Annotated in this window: 15 protein-coding genes, 1 tRNA gene and 3 pseudogenes; 5 read left to right on the top strand and 14 right to left on the bottom strand. The window is 57.6% G+C overall.

Features of this window, described 5'->3' with window-relative positions; genetic code table 11:
* Positions 1-97: 97 nt before the first annotated feature.
* Positions 98-1,717: a methyl-accepting chemotaxis protein gene (locus tag DW49_RS0117345; RefSeq protein WP_005615064.1), complete on the top strand. Its 1,620-nt coding sequence runs from the start codon at positions 98-100 to the stop codon at positions 1,715-1,717.
* 30 nt (positions 1,718-1,747) lie between these two features.
* Here DW49_RS0117345 and DW49_RS1000000134285 read toward each other — a convergent pair.
* Positions 1,748-1,849, bottom strand: a pseudogene (locus DW49_RS1000000134285) (DUF927 domain-containing protein); the annotation flags it as partial.
* A gap of 216 nt (positions 1,850-2,065) precedes the next feature.
* On the opposite strand from DW49_RS1000000134285, the gene DW49_RS0117340 reads away from it, so the two are divergent.
* The 3 genes from DW49_RS0117340 to DW49_RS0117330 all read left to right on the top strand — a co-directional run bounded on the left by DW49_RS0117340 (position 2,066) and on the right by DW49_RS0117330 (position 6,068).
* Entirely contained in the window at positions 2,066-2,575 is a 510-nt protein-coding gene (locus tag DW49_RS0117340) for a sigma-70 family RNA polymerase sigma factor (RefSeq protein WP_005615067.1), read from the top strand.
* A gap of 3 nt (positions 2,576-2,578) precedes the next feature.
* Positions 2,579-3,517: a FecR domain-containing protein gene (locus DW49_RS0117335; RefSeq protein WP_005615070.1), complete on the top strand. Its 939-nt coding sequence runs from the start codon at positions 2,579-2,581 to the stop codon at positions 3,515-3,517.
* 121 nt (positions 3,518-3,638) lie between these two features.
* Positions 3,639-6,068, top strand: a complete 2,430-nt coding sequence (locus DW49_RS0117330) for a TonB-dependent siderophore receptor (protein WP_005615073.1) — start codon at positions 3,639-3,641, stop codon at positions 6,066-6,068.
* Between the two features lie 456 nt (positions 6,069-6,524).
* On the opposite strand, the pseudogene DW49_RS1000000130395 reads toward DW49_RS0117330, so the two are convergent.
* From DW49_RS1000000130395 to DW49_RS0117285, 10 genes and pseudogenes are all read right to left on the bottom strand, one after another.
* Positions 6,525-6,692 (bottom strand): annotated as a pseudogene (locus DW49_RS1000000130395) (chromosome segregation protein SMC); the annotation flags it as partial.
* A 211-nt stretch (positions 6,693-6,903) separates the two neighbouring features.
* Entirely contained in the window at positions 6,904-8,067 is a 1,164-nt protein-coding gene (locus tag DW49_RS1000000129090) for a hypothetical protein (protein WP_147477485.1), read from the bottom strand.
* Positions 8,068-8,213: 146 nt separating this feature from the next.
* The gene (locus tag DW49_RS1000000133705) at positions 8,214-8,723 is read right to left on the bottom strand and encodes a hypothetical protein (protein WP_005615080.1); all 510 of its coding nucleotides are present in this window, start codon (positions 8,721-8,723) and stop codon (positions 8,214-8,216) included.
* A 76-nt stretch (positions 8,724-8,799) separates the two neighbouring features.
* Entirely contained in the window at positions 8,800-9,015 is a 216-nt protein-coding gene (locus DW49_RS1000000133140) for a hypothetical protein (protein ID WP_032617203.1), read from the bottom strand.
* Between the two features lie 150 nt (positions 9,016-9,165).
* A complete protein-coding gene (locus tag DW49_RS0117310) occupies positions 9,166-9,609 on the bottom strand; it encodes a helix-turn-helix domain-containing protein (RefSeq protein WP_024420066.1) in 444 nt (147 codons plus the stop codon).
* Complete coding sequence (locus DW49_RS1000000134050; protein ID WP_024420065.1) at positions 9,606-9,923, bottom strand: DUF4258 domain-containing protein; 318 nt, start codon at positions 9,921-9,923, stop codon at positions 9,606-9,608. Before DW49_RS1000000134050 ends, DW49_RS0117310 begins: the two co-directional genes overlap by 4 nt.
* 192 nt (positions 9,924-10,115) lie before the next feature.
* On the bottom strand, positions 10,116-10,355 hold the full coding sequence (locus tag DW49_RS1000000133135; RefSeq protein ID WP_024533370.1) for a hypothetical protein: 240 nt from the start codon (positions 10,353-10,355) through the stop codon (positions 10,116-10,118).
* A gap of 67 nt (positions 10,356-10,422) precedes the next feature.
* Positions 10,423-11,376 (bottom strand): annotated as a pseudogene (locus DW49_RS0117295) (tyrosine-type recombinase/integrase); the annotation flags it as partial.
* A gap of 163 nt (positions 11,377-11,539) precedes the next feature.
* A tRNA-Met gene (locus tag DW49_RS0117290) sits at positions 11,540-11,616 on the bottom strand.
* A gap of 117 nt (positions 11,617-11,733) precedes the next feature.
* On the bottom strand, positions 11,734-12,855 hold the full coding sequence (locus tag DW49_RS0117285) for a J domain-containing protein (protein WP_005615088.1): 1,122 nt from the start codon (positions 12,853-12,855) through the stop codon (positions 11,734-11,736).
* Positions 12,856-13,197: 342 nt separating this feature from the next.
* Between DW49_RS0117285 and DW49_RS0117280 the strand changes: the two genes are divergently transcribed.
* Entirely contained in the window at positions 13,198-15,255 is a 2,058-nt protein-coding gene (locus tag DW49_RS0117280; protein WP_024420063.1) for a methyl-accepting chemotaxis protein, read from the top strand.
* A 65-nt stretch (positions 15,256-15,320) separates the two neighbouring features.
* Here the strand turns inward: DW49_RS0117280 and DW49_RS0117275 are convergent, their stop codons facing one another.
* The 3 genes from DW49_RS0117275 to gmd form a co-directional block, all read right to left on the bottom strand.
* Complete coding sequence (locus tag DW49_RS0117275; protein WP_005615093.1) at positions 15,321-16,433, bottom strand: glycosyltransferase family 4 protein; 1,113 nt, start codon at positions 16,431-16,433, stop codon at positions 15,321-15,323.
* 114 nt (positions 16,434-16,547) lie between these two features.
* The gene (locus DW49_RS0117270; RefSeq protein ID WP_024420062.1) at positions 16,548-17,444 is read right to left on the bottom strand and encodes a GDP-mannose 4,6-dehydratase; all 897 of its coding nucleotides are present in this window, start codon (positions 17,442-17,444) and stop codon (positions 16,548-16,550) included.
* A complete protein-coding gene (gene gmd, locus DW49_RS0117265; protein WP_003382222.1) occupies positions 17,444-18,475 on the bottom strand; it encodes a GDP-mannose 4,6-dehydratase in 1,032 nt (343 codons plus the stop codon). Before gmd ends, DW49_RS0117270 begins: the two co-directional genes overlap by 1 nt.
* Positions 18,476-18,928 lie beyond the last annotated feature (453 nt).

Here is an 18,928-nt window from a genome sequence, read left to right as displayed (position 1 = left end):
TCCTTGTTGAGCATAGCTACGACATCCTTAAAGTTTCCAGCTTTGGGTCGATATCCTGTTGAACATATCAACAACCGTCGGAAAACAGGAATCTCGTATGCGCCTTAGAAACCTCAATGTAGCTCCACGAGCTGCCCTGTTTTTCGCTTTAATAATCGCTTTGGTTTTTCTGCTCGGCGCGTTCGCAGTCCTGCAAATGGGCAAGCTGAGGGATGCCGAAAAAGACGTCGAGCTCAATTGGATGGCCAGCATCCGACAAACGGCGTTGATGAACAATGCGACCCTGCGGCTGAGGCTCGAAACACAGCGAGGCCTTGCTGACCCCCAATCCATTCAAAAGAACATTGAAAGCTTCGCTGGCTACCGCAAGGCGTTCACCGATGCAGTGGCCAATTATGAGCCCCTCATAGCGAGCGATGAAGAGCGCTCGCTTTACACACCGGTGAAAAACAGTGCCGATGCCTATTCCAGGCAACTGGATATTCTTGAACCGTTGATGAGGCAGGGTGACATCGCGGCGGCAGTCAGCCAAGTGAGTACAAGCATTCGCCCGCTGACGAATACCATGGAGCAGCAGATCAAGGACTTGACCACCTACAATGATAAAGGCGCAGCGAAGGCTGGGCAAACCGCGACCGATCTCTATGACAATGGCCTTTGGCTGGTTGTCGGCCTTATAACGGGGGTGGTCCTCTTGACGGTTGGCTTGGCATTACTGCTGACGAAAAGCATTACTTCTCCGATTAACGATGCCCTGTCTGTGGCAGAGCGTATCGCGGCCAGTGACCTCTCCAGGGAGGTATTGGTCAGCGGGACTGATGAAGCCGGGCGACTGTTGAAAGCGCTCGCGCAGATGCAGACAAACCTGCGCACTACCATCATGGAGATATCCGACTCCTCCACCCAGTTGGCCTCTGCATCAGAGGAGATGACTGCGGTCACTGAGGAGTCGAGTCGGGGTCTTGTCGCTCAAAATGATGAGGTCAATCAAGCGGCCACAGCGGTCACAGAAATGAGCGCGGCTGTTGATGAGGTCGCTCGTAACGCGGAGTCAGCTTCCGAAGAGTCAAAGCGCACCCAAGGCTATACCGAGGTAGGTTTGGCGCGAGTGGCTCAGACATTGAAGTCCATTCAAAAGCTGAACGGTAACGTTGAGAACACGAGCGAACAGATTCAAGGGTTGTCAGATCGTGCCCAAAGCATCACTAAAGTTGTTGAGGTAATTCGGGCGATTGCAGAACAAACCAATCTGTTGGCCTTGAACGCCGCTATCGAGGCCGCACGAGCTGGCGAGCAAGGTCGTGGGTTTGCGGTGGTTGCTGACGAAGTTAGGGCTTTGGCCCATCGCACCCAGGTGTCTACCCAGGAAATCGAGCAGATGATCGCTGCCATTCAGAACGATTCTGACCTGGCCGTGAAGGCGATGAACACAAGCAGAGACCTGGCGACCGAATCGCTTGGCGTCGCCCAGGAGGCCAGTACCTCGCTGGATCAAATAGCAACGGCCATTGTTCAGATCAATGAACGTAACCTCATGATCGCCACAGCCTCTGAAGAGCAGTCGCATGTTGCCCGTGAGGTTGACCGCAATCTGGTCAGTATTCGCGAACTGGCTACGCAGAGTGCGGCAGGTGCCAGCCAGACAGCCAGTGCATGCGGTGAAATGTCAAAACTGGCGGTTAACCTGAATCATTTGGTTAACCGATTCGTGGTGTGAAAACGAGCGCTGGGTTAACGATTTGGCGATAAAGCCGCCCGACTCGTGACCCAGCATGTGCAGCAGCGGGCCGGCCAAGGCCGCGCCTACCACAAACGCCAGACGATGGTTGCCCACGCACAACGCGCCTATATTGATGCTGCCGGCAGACCGCTCCCTGCAGCTCTTTGCCGGCCATGGCGGGCAGGAGTCGGCCAAAAGCGGACGTTTAGGCAACTGGCCCAAGCCACTACCGTAACGGGCTCACAGTCGCAACGACGAAGCCTGCCCCATTTCCAGTATTGCAAAATCATCCAATAAACACGAAAATGAGATTCATTATCATAAAGACCTTTTCAGGTTTGAGCTATGTCCTCCGTCGACCACGTGCATCAACAGACCGTACATACCCTCTACGCCGATCATCATCGCTGGCTGTGTGGCTGGCTGCGCAAACGCCTGGACTGTGTCGATCACGCTTCGGACATGGCTCAAGATACCTTCATGCGGGTTCTGACCCAACGCAAGGCGCCTGAACTGCGTGAGCCGCGTGCGTATTTGAGCACCATCGCGCGCAGCCTGATGATCGATATGTTCCGGCGCCGGACGGTGGAACAGGCGTACTTGGAAACGCTGGCTTCCCGACCCGAAGCGCTGGATATCTCGCCGGAAACACGCTTTCTGATCATTGAAACCTTGCTGGAAGTCGACCGGATCTTGAATGGCCTGGGCGCTCGCACTCGGGAGATTTTCCTGATGGCCCAGTTGGACGGCTTGAGCTATGTGGAGATCGGACGACAACTGCACGTGTCGGTCAACACTGTCAAGAAACACGCGGTGCGCGCGTTGATGCATTGCCTGCTGGCCACGGAGGAGTAAGGCGTGGCACTGGATCACGCAACCCTTGAAGCCGCGGCGCGCTGGTACGTCGACTTGCGATGTGATGACGCCGATGAAGCCACCCAGGAAGCGCATCGGCGTTGGCTTGAGGGTGCGCCCGGGCATCGTCAGGCCTGGCAGCGGCTGATCCAACTGCAGGAACGCTTTGATTGGGTCGGCCCCGGTATTGCTCGACCAACGCTCAACAGCGTGCGGGTCAAGCGCCGTGAAGCGCTCAAGGTACTGTCGTTATTGCTTGCGGCCGGTGGTGCCGGCACGTTGGCCTGGCGCAACACTGCACTGCCGTCACTGGTGGCAGACCAGCGCACTGTCATAGGCGAAAGCAAAAGCCTGCGCCTGGAAGATGGTAGTCAGGTACGCCTCAATACCGCCACCGCGATGAATATTCACTTCAGCCCAAGCCTTCGCGAATTGCAATTGCTTAGCGGGGAAATCCTCATCGAAACCGCGCGCGATGCCCAGGCCCGGCCCTTCGTGGTGCACACCCGCGAAGGAAGTATCCGCGCGCTCGGTACACGCTTTATCGTGCGTTGCGAAGACGCTCAAACCCGGGTCTGTGTGCTTGAACATGCCGTCGAAGTGCGCAGCGGAACCCGTACGTCGACAGTGCGGGTGGAAGCGGGCCAGCAGGTGTGGTTCAGCCAAGGCCAGGTGGGTAGCGTGGAGCCGGCGAGCCCCGATGCCGATGCCTGGACCCACGGCATGTTGGTCGTCAACAACTGGCGCCTGGAGGATTTGATCCTTGAACTCCAGCGCTACCGTCACGGGCATTTGGGCTGCCAGGCGCAGGTCGCGGCGCTGCGTATCTCGGGGGCGTTTCACTTGAGCAGTATCGATACGATCCTGGAAAACCTGTCCTCGACCCTGCCTGTGCGCATCCGCTACTTCAGTCGCTACTGGACGCGCGTGGAGTCGGTCTGAACACGTGCCGGATAATAAATACCCACGGGGGGTTGTTGATTCAAATTCTCATTCGACTTGGTAGATAGAGGCGCATCAGACGCCGCTCTTACTCTACTGCCACTGGGCGAAAGGAAACGGTATGTCCGTACACAAGCCAGCCACTCAACAACCCGCTTCACTCACCCGCATCGTGCGCCGCACGTTGCTCGGCATGGCCCTGAGCGCGCCGCTCACATCAATCATCGTGGCCGCGCCCGCCTGGGCGCAGACGGCCGCAACCCGCCAGTTCGATATCCCCTCCGGCTCTGTCGACAGCGCACTGGCGCAGTTTTCAGCGACGGCCGGGGTCAACATTTCGTTCGACCCCTCCCAGGCGCAAGGGCAGCGCTCGCGTGGATTACACGGTGCCTATACGGTGGACTCAGGCCTGCGCCAACTGCTGGCCGGCAGCAAATTGCAGGCGGTGCTGCTGAGTAACGGCAGCTACTCGCTGATCCCAGTCGTAGACGCAACCCTGCAACTGGACCCCACCAGCATCACCGGCAAAGCAGTCGAGTCGGCCGCTGGCCCGATGGAAGGTTTCGTGGCCACCCGCAGCAGCGCAGGCACCAAGACCAACACACCGATCATCGAAATCCCGCAGTCGATCTCCGTGATCACCCGCCAGCAAATGCAGGCCCAGGGCGCGCAGACCGTCACCGACGCGTTGCGCTACGTACCCGGCGTCAAGGTTGAAGCCTACGGCCTGGACCCCAAGGGCTTTGACTGGTTGTACCTTCGCGGCTTCAACGGCCAGGCCAGCAGTGACTACCTCAATGGGCTGCGTCAGCAAAACAACAGCTACGCATTTTTCCGCAGCGAACCCTACTCCCTGGACCGTATAGACGTCGTCCGTGGCCCGGCGTCCAGCCTGTTCGGCCAAGGGGATGCGGGCGGCATCGTCAACCGGGTCAGCAAGAAACCCGAGGCCAATCACGTCAACGAAGTGCAGTTGACCGGCGGCAACCATGATCGCCTGCAAGGCCAGTTTGATATCGGCGGTGTGCTGAGTGACGATCAACACCTGCTCTACCGAGTGGTCGGCCTGGCCCGAGAAGTCGATACCCAAGTGGACTATGCGGACGGCCACGCGCTGAAAGACGACCGCTTGTATATCGCGCCGTCCCTCACCTGGGCGCCGGATGAAGACACCAGCCTGACCCTCCTCAGTGACTTCATGCGCGATTCGAACGGCGGTTCGCTGTTCGCATACAGCACGCCGAACGGCCACACCACCAACACACTGATGGGCGATCACAGCTTCAACCATCTGGACCAGGAACAATTCAGCCTGGGCTACGAGTTCCGCCATCGGCTGGACGACACCTGGGAGTTCCGCCAGAACGCCCGCTACGGGCAGGTCGACCTGATCTTCCAGAACCTGCTGCCCACCGCCGTCGACACCAACACCGGCAACGTGACGCGGATCGCCGACCGCTTCGACCAGCACATGGACACGTTCAACCTGGACAACCAATTGCAGGCCGACTTCACCACTGGCCCGCTCAGCCACACCCTGTTGATGGGCGTCGATTACACCTGGCAGGACGCCGATATCTCGCGCTGGCGCACCCAAGCGCCAGGCCTGAACCTGAACGCGCCACAGTATGGCCTGGCAATCGCTCGTCCCAACGCCGCCAACAGCCTGAGCTCGATTGATTACGACCAGACCATCGAACAGGTCGGCGGTTATATTCAAGATCAGATCAAGTTCGACGACCACTGGATCGTCACGGCCGGCGGGCGCTATGACTATGTTCGCAACGCCCTGGACAACCATGTCGGCGCCTCCTCCAACCAGAAAGACAATGCCTTCACCGGTCGCTTAGGCCTGACCTATCTCACCGAGTTCGGCCTGGCCCCCTACGTCAGCTACGCCGAGTCGTTCACCCCCAACACCGGCACGGACCGCAACGGCAGCGCGTTCGACCCAAGCATGGCGCATCAATGGGAAGTGGGTGTGAAGTACCAGCCCACCGACGCCATCCTGATGACGCTGGCCGCTTACGACCTGACCAAGACCAATGTGCTGACGACGGAAATCGTCGGCGGCGTGAATACCGGTTTCACCGTTGCGTCGGGCGAACAACAATCGCGCGGCATCGAAGCCGAGATCAAGGCACGGCTGGATCAGCACTGGGATCTGATCGCGTCCTACACCTACACCCACGCCGAAATCACTAAGAGCAATCGCGGCGACGAAGGCAAACGCCCGGCCAACGTGCCCAGGCACATGGCGTCCACCTGGTTGAACTACACCTTCAACGACACCCCCCTCAAAGGCTTGAGCCTGGGCGGCGGTGCCCGTTACACCGGCGTGCTATATGGCGACAACGGCAATACCTACCACATCGACAACTACACGCTGTTCGATGCGGGCGCCAGCTACCCGATCAACAAACACGTGACCGTCTCGGTCAATGCACAAAACCTGTTGGACACCGAGTATGTGGCCACCTGTGACGATTCTTATGAATGCTACCCAGGGATGCGACGTACGCTGCTAACCAGCGTTAAATACTCTTGGTGACCAGATGCGCACCATTGACTAAAAAGCGGCTTACCGAGCGACAAGCCGCTTTTTATGTGCGCCAGGCAGGGCGCGTTGAAACGCACCTGGTTCCGTAGACACCCGACGGCCGCTTCTGACCCAGAGTGTGTAAAAACGTTTTGCCAAAATTGAAGTGCGCGCTTCTATGTTAAATCTGAAATTTATCGGCAAGTGAACTGATACAGATTTTGCGTAGGGGCGCGATTTTAAGGTGGTTTTTAGATGCCCGTGCCCATCCCGCCGAAAATCGTTTTTACACACTCTGGGCCGAAAGCGGCCTTCCAGTTTTGCTATAAAAACTCACGACTGTGCAGGTCGTCCGTCAATCCGGCTTAGAGCTATCTGGTGATTTTGTGGGTTATGGGCCAGCAGCAAAAAGGGCCCTACTGGGCCCTTTTTCAGGTGAGGCGGGTTTATTTCTTCAACCATCCTTCTTCGCGTTTTCAGCTCGTTGTACTTGTCGCGCAGTTCGCGCTCCTGGGCAGGCTCAATGGACTGCTCATTTTCCAGCGCGGCTTCAAGTGGTAGTAGCTGGGTATGCAACTGGTCAGCCTCTTTCAGCAGTTGATCGCGGCGGTCTTTCAGTGCTTGGATCTCGTTCATGAGTCTGGTCTCTGTTCAATTCGATGGGGAGTTGGTTGAGTGGCTGGCGAGGCCGGGAATCAGCCGGCGCTACCTCGATCAGTAGGCACGCACTCAGGCGGCCCGAGCCTCGCTTTCAGCCAATCCCGGAATCGTTTTCACGATGTAGCAACGTTGCGTGCCCAGCCCCGGCAAGCGCACCAGACTCGATGCCTTTCCGTCGTTCCCCGGCTCAATGACGCCGCGCTGGAGCAGCTCCTTGTTCACCGCGTTTATGTTCACCCTGCGGATCAATGAAGTTGGCACCTGAAGGAAGTCGTGCGAACTGCTCTTCCGTGCTGATCCGGTAGATGGGCGTTTTGGCTGGTGCCGTCTGAGTGTTTTGCGCGGGTTGCTGCTGGGGTCTGTTTGGACGTTCGGCAGGCCTGCCAAGCGGCGCGGCCAGAATTTCGGCGGTGCCCAGACCGTCTCGAATGCCCTGTAGGGCAGTGACGCGAGATTCGTGTTTTTGAGCAAGAACTTGTTCGCTGTCGCCAGGTTGCGCCAGGAACATTTTGCCGTAGGTTTCCATTTCCTGATTGGTGATGGCCGCGCCGCTGTCCTTCCTCAAAATGGCTGAAACGAATTCCCGGCCGAACTGCTCAGTTTGCTGACGTTCTTTTGAAACCAGCGAATTGGCCAGTGACGAATCACCAACGAAAGGAATGCCGCGTATCGCTGCATCCGCCAAACCACGAAAGGCGCTTCGATCGCCAGACGCCGATGCAGTCAATGCGCTGCTTTGATCCTCGAGACGATCATTAGACGAGTTGCCTCTGCCGAAGTAGTTCAGGTCCTTGGACTGCGATTCAGTGAGCTTGACTCCGGTGGCCGATGCTTCACGCCGCGCCTTGTCTGCCTCTGCTGTGGTTTTGTCGATATTGGCCCGTGTTTGTTGGCGACTCAGCGCCTTGGAACCGTCCGGATCAAGTGCGCGCTGGAGGGCCTGCTGTTGCAGCAAGGTCGCGTTCGGAGCGGTCCCGGCTGTCATGATGTCTTCCAACCTTGCCGCCTGGCGTTGCTGGCCGTCAGTAATCCGACCTTCGCGCCGATCATCCACGGCGCTTTGAGCGATATCTACCGCATCAGCCAAGCTGCGAGAATGCAGGGTGCGCTCTTGCGCAAACCTCTGATCCTTTGCCTCACGCTGTCTATCAAGTCTCGGCCCTAGCGATGATCGACCGCTGTCGCCAATTACGTTGAAGTTGCGGTCCTGTTCTTGTCGAGCCAATGCGATCTTCAGGCGGTCCTGGTCTGCGTAGCCGTTACGCAAGTCACTGGCGCGCTGAAATCTGGTTGCTGCCAGAGCTGCGTCTCCCGACTCGGCCTGGCTGAACGAGCCGATACCGTCACCCATGTTGCGCACCGATCCCATGCTCGCAAGGGTTGGCTCTTGGCCCGCAGTCTGTCGAGATCGGTCCGGGTATGCGTTAGCAAGGTCTAGGCGTTGCGGAGCTTCTGCGGGCTGAGCTGGGCGCAACTGCCAAGCCTGCGATAACGATGTCATGCCCTGCGCTGGGGGGAATTCGGGGCGGTAAAGTTGGTATCGACAGAGTTGAGTGTCGATGCGGTATTGCTGAATGACGCCTCGCCATTGGCACCGATGCCGCCGTAGATAGGGCTTCTGCCATCACCAATGCTGGTAGGGAATGCATCACGAAGGTTCGGCTGGCGCGAGCCTGGAGCCGCAGACGCCGCTGCCAAGCCCTGCCCAGCAGACTGTGATGCAGGCATGTATCTCTCTGGTGTGTTGGTGGCATCGAAGGACGTCTGACGCGGAGCGGCATCCGCCAAGCTCATTGGTCGTGGGGTGGGCTGGCTGGACAGCTGCTGAGTAGCGCGCCCGACCGGGCCAGCCGGTGATGGCGCGGCGGCAGGCGCGGCCAGGTCCGGCTTCGGCATGTACTGAGCCGGTGTATTCGTCACATCGAACGACCGCTGTTTTGCCTTCGTCGCCTGGACGATATCGCCAGCCAGAATTGGGTCGTAATCGTCTTTGCTGCTGGTGGCCATGTGGGCACTCCGGCTGATTGGGTGGGTGAGTCACAATTAGAGAGTTTGTGACTCAAACCCGTCCCACAACCGGAATCTACGCTGCTTTACTCGTGCTGCCCGTAGGCTTGCGACCGCGCCGCACCTCGCCCAGGGCCTTGCTCCAGTTCATGCCGCGATAGCGCCGCATCCTCAGCGCCTGCCACTTGATGCCCTGGATCAGCGCCCATTCCTTGGCCGGGTGTGTCTGGCCGGCGAACATCACCGGTGTGTTTGCTGAGCAGATGTGATGCAGATCGGTGGTGTGTTGCATGGTCGGCCCCTGGGTCTGTGATGGCCTATGTATATGTGACCGGAGTGGGTTGAAAACTCAGGTTGGGCGGGGAGGGGGCTGAGGGGCTGGATCAGGCTAGGAAGGGGTAGAACGAAAAAGCCCAGCGCTTGGCCGGGCTTAAAAAGATGGTCAGGCTGCTAGCTGCTCAGACTCTTTCCATTCAGATCCATCCATCTCAAATGCCGCGCCCTCATGGGGCTCGGCGTTCTGTTCAAACACAATCGGGCCAAAGTTTGTATGAATGTAGGCTGCATAAAACGCCCTCATTGCAACATCCGCAGGGCCTGGTATTTCCTGAGCTCCACGCTTTTCCCAATTAGCAATGGTTTGAACGTCAACTCTGAAAATTGCTGCAACTTCTTCCTGAATAAGATCCTGCTCCTTCCTCAAAAAACGAAATTGACGCCCGTTCATAGGTGTCTTTTGGCGAATGATGTCGACGGCTATCGCGCGATGAAGCCCGTCGATGTCCTCGATCTTTACGCCCTGACCATACGAGGTTTCAACGATCGTATAGCCATTTTTCAGGAAGATGCCATCCAGGCCACTACCTGTGTATTTGTACATTTTCATACCTCCCACACCGTAATAGCGAAAATTTCGCCAGGCTCAGGGCTTGGATTGACGGCTACCACCATGCACACGATGTCCCGTGGCGGAAGCTCACTCATCCTAAACTCAAAGTTTCTGTGTTTCTTGCTATACGTCGGCCCTTTAGTTATCGAGCCTCGACGTAGGCATCTGAGCGCTTCCATTGCGGTAACACCTCGCTCATCAAGGCGCTCAAGGCAATGCTCACGAAACACCACCTTGGAGGAATCCTTAGCCAGTACGTGCACAAGGTCTTCCAGTTGCTGCCTGGTCCATAGCGGCTCTTTGCTCTTCATGCTGCCTATAATCCTTATAGGTGACACCATAGTAGGGTGTCGCCACCTTGCCGTAAATAACGATTATTTTTCTGCGGTAGCAGCCTGTCTGCAACCTGCCTGCGGAATTGGAGGGCCCGTAACCTAAAAAGCCGACCAGCGGATACTAAGCGAGCCTCATCAGTGACCTGATCGCCATGCCGAGTGTTCGGCCTAGCCAGTCTTCGCCCGCACAATCCGCCCAGCCTTCATCGCATCCGCATACCCCGCCAGCTTATCCTCGTCAGCATGGAACACAATGCGCATCTTCAGCGCGGCCTGTGCGTCAGCCTCGTTGCCCGATAGGCTCAATCTTTCCACGATCCACATCAACGCCACAGATGACCATTTTAAGTCACAGGCGAGGCCCTGAAGATCGCGTGCGATTTCTTGGTTCAGTTTCGTCAATCCCATGACCGATCTTCCTACAGATATCCGCCACTACAGCTGGCCCGGCCGATGATCGGTAGCTGCTTATCACCTTGGTTCGGTCGCTGCGCCCAGGGAACAGCAGGGGATACGCGCCGGTGATGGGGTGTAGCTCTTCCAGCAACTCAATGGCCTGACGGCAAAGCGGCACCAGGTGCTCTCGACCTTTTTTGCGGCCCTTACGCTCAACCGGGATGGTCCACAGCTTCTTTTCCAGATCGAACTCGGACCACTGGGCTTCACGCAGCTCGCTGGGCCGCACCGCCAGCAGGGTGAGCAGGCGCAGGCCCAACTGTACGTCTTTGGCATGCGGGTATGACTGGATCGCACGAAGAAGGGCGGGCAGCTCTTCGGCTGAGACATGGGCGTAGTTTTCGGCTTTGCCGCTGGAAAGAAATTTGTGCACTCCTTCCAACGGGTTATTCACAGCGCGGCCGGTCACGCGAGCCAGATCGTAGACATCTTTGCAGTAAGCACGCACTCGGCTCATCTGCTCAAGAATGCCCTGTTGCTCCAAACCCCGAAGCAGTTCCATCCATTCCATGGACAGGATGCCGGTGTACCGGCGCTTGCCGAAGGTGGGAAACACATGGCGTTCAAGTGCACCCATGATCCGCTTGGCCGTGCCTGCGTCCCAGCCGCCGATGCGCGAGGCGTGCCATTCACGCGCCAGCTTCTCAAACGTGTCGTTTGCTGCCTGGGCTTCTGCTGCCTTGCGCGCCTGCTTTGTCACCATCGGGTTTCGGCCTTCGGCCGTATCGGCGCGAAGATCTGCAGCTTTTGCTCTGGCCGCTGCGCCGCTGACCTCGGGGTATCCGCCCAGTCCGAGCCAGAACCACTTACCGTCTGCTTTTTTATAACGCAGCTGCCAAGACTTTTGTCCGTCCGGCTTCACTCGGAAGTAAAGGCCATTGGCGTGGAGTTCGCGGTACTCCTTCAGATCTGGTTCAAGACCCGCAAGAGTAGTGTCGGAGAGCGACCGGCGCTTGATTTCAGACCGTTTCACGGCTTGTATCCCTTCGGTTCAATTACTTTGCAAGGATACACAGGGATGCACGGCAGGAAGCTATAAGGTGATGCAGGATGAGATGAGCAGAAACAAGAAAGCCCGCACGAGGCGGGCTTCTTGTTTGGTTTAAAAGCTTCAGAGAAGCCTCTAAACCGGTACTTGGTGGCTACACAGGGACTTGAACCCCGGACCCCAGCATTATGAATGCTATGCTCTAACCAACTGAGCTATGTAGCCAAGTGGCGCGCATTATTCGCGCTAAGCGGATATGTGTCAAGCGTTGCTGTGAAAAATAATTGCTTGTGATCAATCGCTTAGGCACACGCCACCGCAATGACGGCGTTTTCCGGGGGTTTATCGGAACAGGGTGTCCAGCATTTCCAGGTCATCGAACTCCTCCGCCATCTCCAGCATGTCGGCCATCTCCCTCTGATCTCTGAGCCAGGCCTTCAGGCTCCTTGGGTCAGTGAGTGCCTGCAACTCGTCCTGCGCTTGATCAAGGTGTCCACGGATGACCTTGATCTGCTTCGCACATTTGCCGTTGACGGTCTTGGGTTTGATGTCCTCATAGGGGTCCATCAGGAATTGTTCCCTGATCGTCATCTTGCGATCGTGGATCTCGTCTTCCAGTTCTCTGAGTTGTTCGCTCAGGATGCGGTTGAAGTGCTTCAGGCGTTTGTCGGAGATGCTGTCGATGTGGGTCTGGTCGATCTGCTCGATCTCCATTTGCATCTGCAGCAGCGCCAGCAGGTTGTCATTTTCGTAGGCTTCGTTCACTCGCTGCATGAGCGCCGTTTTTCGCTCGCGCTCGTCGGCGTCCTGCTCGCGGTCCGGGTGCAGTGCGCTGGCCAGTTTGCGGTAGATCTCGCGCAACGACTGGCTGCCTTCTGCCTGTTCCTGCTCGCGGCGTATTTCGCTGGCAGTGGGCTTTTTCGGCTTCTGTGAGTGTTGTTCCTGTTCGGCCCGTTCTCTCAGTTGCTCTTCAATGTGCCGGGTCACGTCGTCAATGGATTGCAGGTCGACATCGTCTCCCAGTTCCACGCCCAACTCTTCCTCCAGTGACGTTTTGAACAGTTCGTCCTCCAGTCGCCGCTCTTCGTCGAAATCGTTACCTGTGTATTTGAGATACAACTGCTTGAGCTCTTCATCGTGCCCTGCGCCCATGAGCGAAATCGTCATGGCGCAGATGATATCGAGCAGCGTGTTACGGTCTTTCTTGCTCAGGCGGAACTGATCGAAGGCCTGGTCAAGCAGGCGCAGCCTGCTTATATCGTTCTCGGCTTGCTCTTTGAACATCGGGACCAGCTCTTTGGCCCACAGCTGCTCACAGGTCGTCGAAGCCGATAACCATTGCTGGAGAAGCTTGCGTCTGGTTTCAAGCTTTTCCATCAGCGTGTTGAATTTTTTCTGGCCGGTGCTCAATTGAGGCTTGGAGGGTTGCGCAACAATGCGCGGCGACGCGGGCGGGGTGGTCATGAGAAGACCTCCTGTGAGGGCGAGATCGCGGTGACTTATCGGGTGATTTCTGTGAAGTTTACTTTTTTCGAGGGGCCCTCAGGGTGAAAAATTTGCTGTTGTGAGAAAGCCTTTTCAGATGGATGAGGGCGGTCCGGTTCTTGCTTGAATGCGGTTGGAGCGTCAATTGCCGCACTACTTGCTACGAAAGCGATCCTGCCGCAACGTTTTTCGTACCAATGTGAGGCAACACGTATCGCCATTGAAACAAGAACATGGCATTTTGCTGTCAGTGTTTTTTCTAAAAAAAGCCTCGCCTCTGTTTGTTCAGATCCGGCCGGTGTTCACGGGGAGTTGCAGGACATGAACAGTCTTTTGTCACCGGGCATGCGCCTGATGGGGCATTTTGGTTTTGCTCGCAAGTTTCAGGTCTTGTTCCTGCTGTTCATGTTGCCGTTGGCAGGCAGTGTGTGGGTAATCACCAAGGACTACCGCAACAAGCTCGATGTCATTTCGGGAGAGCAGTCAGGCGTTCGTCAATTGCTGGCGCTCGACGACCTCAACGTTGAATTGTCCGCTCAGCGCGATCACGCGGCCCGCTGGAAAGCCTCCGATATCCTGCGCGAGCCAACCCCTGCTGCCAAAGAAGCGATGGCCAATGTCGATGCTGGCATCCCGCACATTAACAAAGCGCTTGAGGGCGTCAATGCGGCGTTGATCCGTGAAAGCGCACCTGCCGACACAATGAATCGTTTCAAGACGCTGCAGGCGGCAGTTACCGGCCTGGACACTGCATCGCTGCGCACCGTTGGCTGGTGGCCGGATGGCTACGAGCGGTTCACGACGGTGTTGAATCTGGTCCAGGCACTGCGCGAACAAATCGCCATGGACAGCGGGCTGATTCTCGACCCCTGGCTTGAAACCTACATGCTCATGCAGCTTTCCACCCAGCAAGTGCCAGACCTGATCGAGCGTATCGGTCGCTTGTCCAGTGTCGGACAGACGTCGGTGGCGTCGGGGCAGTTCAGCCTGCAGAGCCGTCTGCAAATGCGTGATCTGCGTGGCCGTATTGACGACTCCAAAGAGCAAATGAACAAGGCGGCAAGCCTGCTGCTCTCCAAGCTTCCCGAGCAGTTGCAGCCGTGGGCGGACAAATACGCTGCCACAAAACAAGTGCTGGAAACCGAGCTGAAGGTGATTGATGACGGCGTTTTCGGCGGGAGCATAAAGCTCAAGCCGGAAGAGTTTGAAAAGAGTATCGATACCTTGACCGGCAGTACGTCGGACCTGCGCAAGCAGTCGCTTGACGCGCTTAACGGGCGCCTCGATTACTACCATGAAACCTCCAACATGGAGTTCATCCCGCTGGCGGTGATCTTCGGCATTCTGGTGGCCATGGCGATCTATCTGTTCGCGTGCCTGCAATCGTCCATTCGCAACAGCGCCAGTGGTATTACCACCCTTGCCGAGTCGCTGCGTGACGGCAACCTGTGTGTCGAAGTGGCGGTGCAGGAGCGCGACGAGCTTGCCGCCATCAGCCGGGCGCTGAACGTTGCGGTTGTGCAGTTGCGCACCAGCCTGCTGGGCGTCAATCAGGAGACGGTGCGGGTCGGCGATGCCGTGTTGACCCTCAATGCTCAATCGAGCGGGACGCTGACCGAGGTCGAAGACCAGCAGCACCAGATCAGTCAGATCGCAGCGGCGGCGACCGAGTTGGCGGCGACGTCTCAGGGCGTGGCCAGAAGCTGTGAGCAGGCATCGGAGAGCGCGCGGCATACCCGTCGAATCGCCGAGCAAAGCAGCCAGGACAGCCTGCGCACCACCGACAGCATTCAGCAGCTCAACCAGCGCCTGACCGAAACGGCCGCGGCCCTCGGTCGGGTGAGTGAGCAGGGGCAACAGATTCAATCGGTGGTGGACGCCATTCGAGGCATCGCCGAACAAACCAACCTGCTGGCGCTCAATGCGGCCATCGAAGCCGCGCGGGCAGGTGAGCAAGGCCGTGGGTTCGCGGTGGTTGCTGACGAAGTACGCAGTCTTTCGCAGCGCACGCAGGCCTCCACCGCACAGATTGCCGGCACCGTAGACAGCCTGCGTTCCACCGTGACCCAGGCGGTCACTCTGATGGAAGCTGCCTGCGGCCAAGCCGTCAACGACGCGCAATCGGTGACCGGGCTGGGTATCCGTCTCGGCGAAATCGCCACAGCGGTGCAGGGCGTTACTGATACGCTGGCGCAGATATCCACCGCCGTCGAAGAGCAGGCCTCGACCGCCGATGAAGTCAGCAGCAATATCCAGCAGGTCGATCAGGCTGCCGGGCGCTTGCTGGAAGGCGCGCGGGCGGTCAATCAGGCAGCGGACACGCTGAGTCAGGGCAGCCGGGCGCTGAATGACAATACGGCGCGGTTCAGGTTGGGGTGATTCATTTTGCATCCAGACAAGAAGCCCCGATAACGGGGCTTTTTATTGACCGGAGTGAGCGATGTTCACTTCAGCAGGTCGCGGTACACCTGCACGGTCGATGCGCACATGCGCTCAGATGTGAACAGCTTCTGGAATCGTGCCAGCGCATTCTGACCATACTCAGCGGCCTGCTCAGGCGCTTCCCACAGCTGGCGCATTGCTTCACGCAAGGCCAGCGGATCGTTCGGTGGCACGGCCAGGCCCGTTTCGTCATGGATGTTGACGTAGGTGGTGCCGGTGCCGATTTCGCAGGAGATCATGGGTTTGGCATACATCGAAGCTTCAAGCAGAGAAATGCCAAATGCCTCCGAGCGCAAATGCGACGGGAAGACCAATGCATGGCAGCGCTGCAAAAGGCACGCCTTGTCTTCGTCGTCCAGCCGGCCCACAAACAGCACGTTGCGCAACTGCAGCTTCTCGGCCTGCGCCTTGAGTTCCGCTTCCTGAGGCCCGCCGCCCAGAATCACCACCGGGTAATCAACGCCCTCCAGCGCGTTGAGCAGGGTGTTGAGGCCCTTGTAATAGCGCAAAACCCCTACGAACAGAAAAAACTTGCCTGGCAGGCGCTGTTGCCACTCCGACTGTTTTTGCGTGGAAACCACCGGGTAAGCCGACTGATCCAGCCCATAGGGAACCACCACAGTCTTGTCGGCAAAAGGCTTGAGGGTTTCGCTGGTGTGCAGGTAGTTGGGCGAGGCCACCAGAATACGGTCCATGCGTTTGAGAAACTGGTTCATCAGCGGGCTGTACAGCTTCAAAAGCGTGCGCTGCTTGATAATGTCCGAGTGGTAGCTGAGAACGGTTGGCTTCTGATGCCGGGTGGCAAAATGCACCAGGTCCATCAGCGGCCACGGGAAATGAAAGTGGACAAGGTCAGCCTCTGCGGCCATCTCCCTGAACTGGCTGAAAACCTGAGCGGAAAAGCCAGTGGACGCCACGTTGAAGTTCTCTTTCGCGCGCGTGACCTGATGGTCGGCGACTTGCAGGCGAGAGGGGGAGGGAGTCGGACTTAGCGTCAGAACCTGACTTTCCACATCCAAAGCACGGCAGCCCTGAGCGAGCTGAAAAATGACCTGCTCTATCCCGCCAGTGGTGTCCGGGTAGTAGGTTTTGAAGAAGTGAAGAACCTTGATCATCGTCTGCCTGATTCAGCCATGCGTGCTGAGTCTGTCACCACGGGCTTGAAGGATCGTTAAAAAGGAAAGGCCTGTCTACAGAATAGACAGGCCTTGTTTGAAGCAGCCGTGTGATCAGCCCGCAGGCAACATCCAGCTTAATGTTTCGTGAAGCGGGGGGGTCGTCCAGTCCGGGACCAGCGCTCGCAGGCGAGCATTGTTTCCACACAGGGTCTTTACCTCGTTGGCGCGGACAAACGCAGGGTTGACCTGCACATCGATGTCCTGTCCGGTGATCTGCTTGCACATGTCGATGACTTCACGCAGCGAGTGCGTCACGCCGGAGCTGACGTTGATTGTCTGCCCCAGCGGCCGGGTTTCCAGCAGGCCACGATAAGCGCTGACAACAGCACGTACGTCGCTGAAATCACGCCACACGTCCAGATTGCCCAGCTCGATGGCGTTCGCCTTGCGTGCGAAGTGCGAAACGATCTTGGGCAGCAGGAAGTTTTCCGCCTGGCCGACGCCGGTGTAGTTGAACGGCCTGGCTGTAACGATAGGCAACCTGGCATGCCAGAGGCTTGCCATGTATTCCATCGCCAGTTTGCTCACGGCGTAGTCGTTGGCCGGCGCTGGCGGCGTGGTTTCATCCAGCATGCCGGATGACGCGTTGCCATAGACGTTGGCGCTGCTCGCCAGCAACACGCAGTCAGGCGCCTTGCCGCAAGCGTCGATGGCTTCAAGCAGGTTGCGGGTGCCGATCAGGTTGACCTGATAGAACGCCTCCGCAGCGCCGTGCCCGACGAACGCCAGGGCCGCCAGATGCACGACGATGTCCGGCTGAGTGTCTGCCAGCAGCTTGCGAAGACCTGCCACGTCTGCCAGGTCTACCTGATAGTAGCCAGGACTGTCCGAAGGCTGACTGCCGACGCCAAGGACTTCACAGCCCTGAGCGGCCAGCTCGGTCGCCATGAAGCGACCGGTGAAGCCGTTGATACCCGTGATCAGTGCGCGCTTGCCGGCAATACTCATCAGAACGAAAAGCCTTTTTCATTACGACGCAGATCCGCTTCAACCATCATGCGGCACAGCTCTTCCAGGTTGGTCTTCGGTTCCCAGCCCAGTACTTCCTTGGCTTTTGCAGGGTCGCCGATCAGCAGTTCCACTTCGGTCGGGCGGTAGAACTTCGGGTTGACCGAAATCAGTACTTTGCCCGTGGCTGCACAAATACCTTTTTCAGATTCGGCTTCGCCTTCCCACTTGATGGTCACGCCAGTTGCCTTGAACGCCATGCTCACGAAATCGCGTACGGTTTCAGTGCGGTTGGTCGCCAGTACAAAGGTGTCCGGCTCTTCAGCCTGCAGCATGCGCCACATGCCTTCGACGTACTCTTTGGCAAAACCCCAGTCGCGCTTGGCGTCCATGTTGCCCAGTTCAAACGACTCGATCAGGCCCAGTTTGATCTTGGCAACCGAATCAGTGATCTTGCGGGTCACGAACTCACGGCCACGCAGTGGCGACTCGTGGTTGAACAGGATGCCGCTGGTGGCGAAGATGCCGTACGACTCGCGGTAGTTGATGGTCATCCAGTGCGCGTAGAGCTTGGCCACGCCGTACGGGCTGCGTGGGTAGAACGGCGTGCTCTCGATTTGCGGAATAGCCTGAACCTTGCCGAACATCTCGGAAGTCGACGCCTGGTAAAAGCGGATCTTCGTGTTGACGATGCGGATGGCTTCCAGCAGGTTGACTGCGCCAATGCCGGTGATTTCGGCAGTGGTCAACGGCTGTTCGAACGAAACGCCCACGAAGCTCTGTGCAGCGAGGTTGTAGACCTCGGTAGCGCCGGTGGTTTGCAGCAAGCGAATGCTGGCAGACAAGTCAGTCAGGTCATACTCGACGAGATGCAGATTAGGGTTGTTCTGAATCCCGAGCTCTTCTATACGCCAGAAATTGACGGAGCTGGTACGGCGATAGGTGCCATAAACGGTATAGCCTTTTTCGAGCAGCAGCTCAGCCAGGTAAGCGCCGTCTTGACCAGTAATGCCGGTAATGATTGCTTTCATGCTAGATTTTTAACTCCATCAAAGATCGGGTGCCCCAGCTTGTTCACGGGGGGCTTGTGCTGTATTCGAGGCGAGTAATGATACAGGTTAGAAAGCGCTTAGACGACTGTTGCGCTCCGTTGTCTGACAGATATTATGACGATTCAGGGGCCGGCGAGCGCGTGCATCAAGCGTATGTCGCGATTATCGATGTGGCGATAGGGCATCATCGCGCCTGAGCCATTCATCGCCGCTTGCAATGGCGCGAGTCGGGGCGTGTTCTGCAATCTCCTGATTTTTATGTGGATTTCGCGATTTACGGTCTGCGGGGTTTATGAATAATTCGTCTATAGGGTGCCGATTCAAAGACTAAACGGTGACTATATCCGGCGAAGGCGATATAGTGCGCTCCCAGAAACCATTTTCTGCTTTTTACGTTTCGTCGGTTGGTAAAGCCATTGTCCCGCGCAGCGC

The organism is Pseudomonas avellanae BPIC 631 (assembly GCF_000444135.1).
Classification (GTDB): domain Bacteria; phylum Pseudomonadota; class Gammaproteobacteria; order Pseudomonadales; family Pseudomonadaceae; genus Aquipseudomonas; species Aquipseudomonas avellanae.
The sequence above is the reverse complement of the archived record's forward strand: the minus strand, read 5'-3'. Positions and strand labels throughout refer to the sequence as shown.

What these genes read in the sequence shown, in the direction of transcription:
- DW49_RS0117280 (WP_024420063.1), top strand. Translation starts at nt 13,198, where the DNA reads ATGAACAGTCTTTTGTCACCGGGCATGCGCCTGATGGGGCATTTTGGT.
- DW49_RS0117275 (WP_005615093.1), bottom strand. Translation starts at nt 16,433, where the DNA reads ATGATCAAGGTTCTTCACTTCTTCAAAACCTACTACCCGGACACCACT.
- DW49_RS1000000133705 (WP_005615080.1), bottom strand. Translation starts at nt 8,723, where the DNA reads ATGGCCACCAGCAGCAAAGACGATTACGACCCAATTCTGGCTGGCGAT.
- DW49_RS1000000134050 (WP_024420065.1), bottom strand. Translation starts at nt 9,923, where the DNA reads ATGAAGAGCAAAGAGCCGCTATGGACCAGGCAGCAACTGGAAGACCTT.
- DW49_RS0117330 (WP_005615073.1), top strand. Translation starts at nt 3,639, where the DNA reads ATGTCCGTACACAAGCCAGCCACTCAACAACCCGCTTCACTCACCCGC.
- DW49_RS1000000133135 (WP_024533370.1), bottom strand. Translation starts at nt 10,355, where the DNA reads ATGGGATTGACGAAACTGAACCAAGAAATCGCACGCGATCTTCAGGGC.
- gmd (WP_003382222.1), bottom strand. Translation starts at nt 18,475, where the DNA reads ATGAAAGCAATCATTACCGGCATTACTGGTCAAGACGGCGCTTACCTG.
- DW49_RS1000000129090 (WP_147477485.1), bottom strand. Translation starts at nt 8,067, where the DNA reads ATGGGTGACGGTATCGGCTCGTTCAGCCAGGCCGAGTCGGGAGACGCA.
- DW49_RS1000000133140 (WP_032617203.1), bottom strand. Translation starts at nt 9,015, where the DNA reads ATGCAACACACCACCGATCTGCATCACATCTGCTCAGCAAACACACCG.
- DW49_RS0117285 (WP_005615088.1), bottom strand. Translation starts at nt 12,855, where the DNA reads ATGACCACCCCGCCCGCGTCGCCGCGCATTGTTGCGCAACCCTCCAAG.
- DW49_RS0117345 (WP_005615064.1), top strand. Translation starts at nt 98, where the DNA reads ATGCGCCTTAGAAACCTCAATGTAGCTCCACGAGCTGCCCTGTTTTTC.
- DW49_RS0117270 (WP_024420062.1), bottom strand. Translation starts at nt 17,444, where the DNA reads ATGAGTATTGCCGGCAAGCGCGCACTGATCACGGGTATCAACGGCTTC.
- DW49_RS0117310 (WP_024420066.1), bottom strand. Translation starts at nt 9,609, where the DNA reads ATGAAAATGTACAAATACACAGGTAGTGGCCTGGATGGCATCTTCCTG.
- DW49_RS0117340 (WP_005615067.1), top strand. Translation starts at nt 2,066, where the DNA reads ATGTCCTCCGTCGACCACGTGCATCAACAGACCGTACATACCCTCTAC.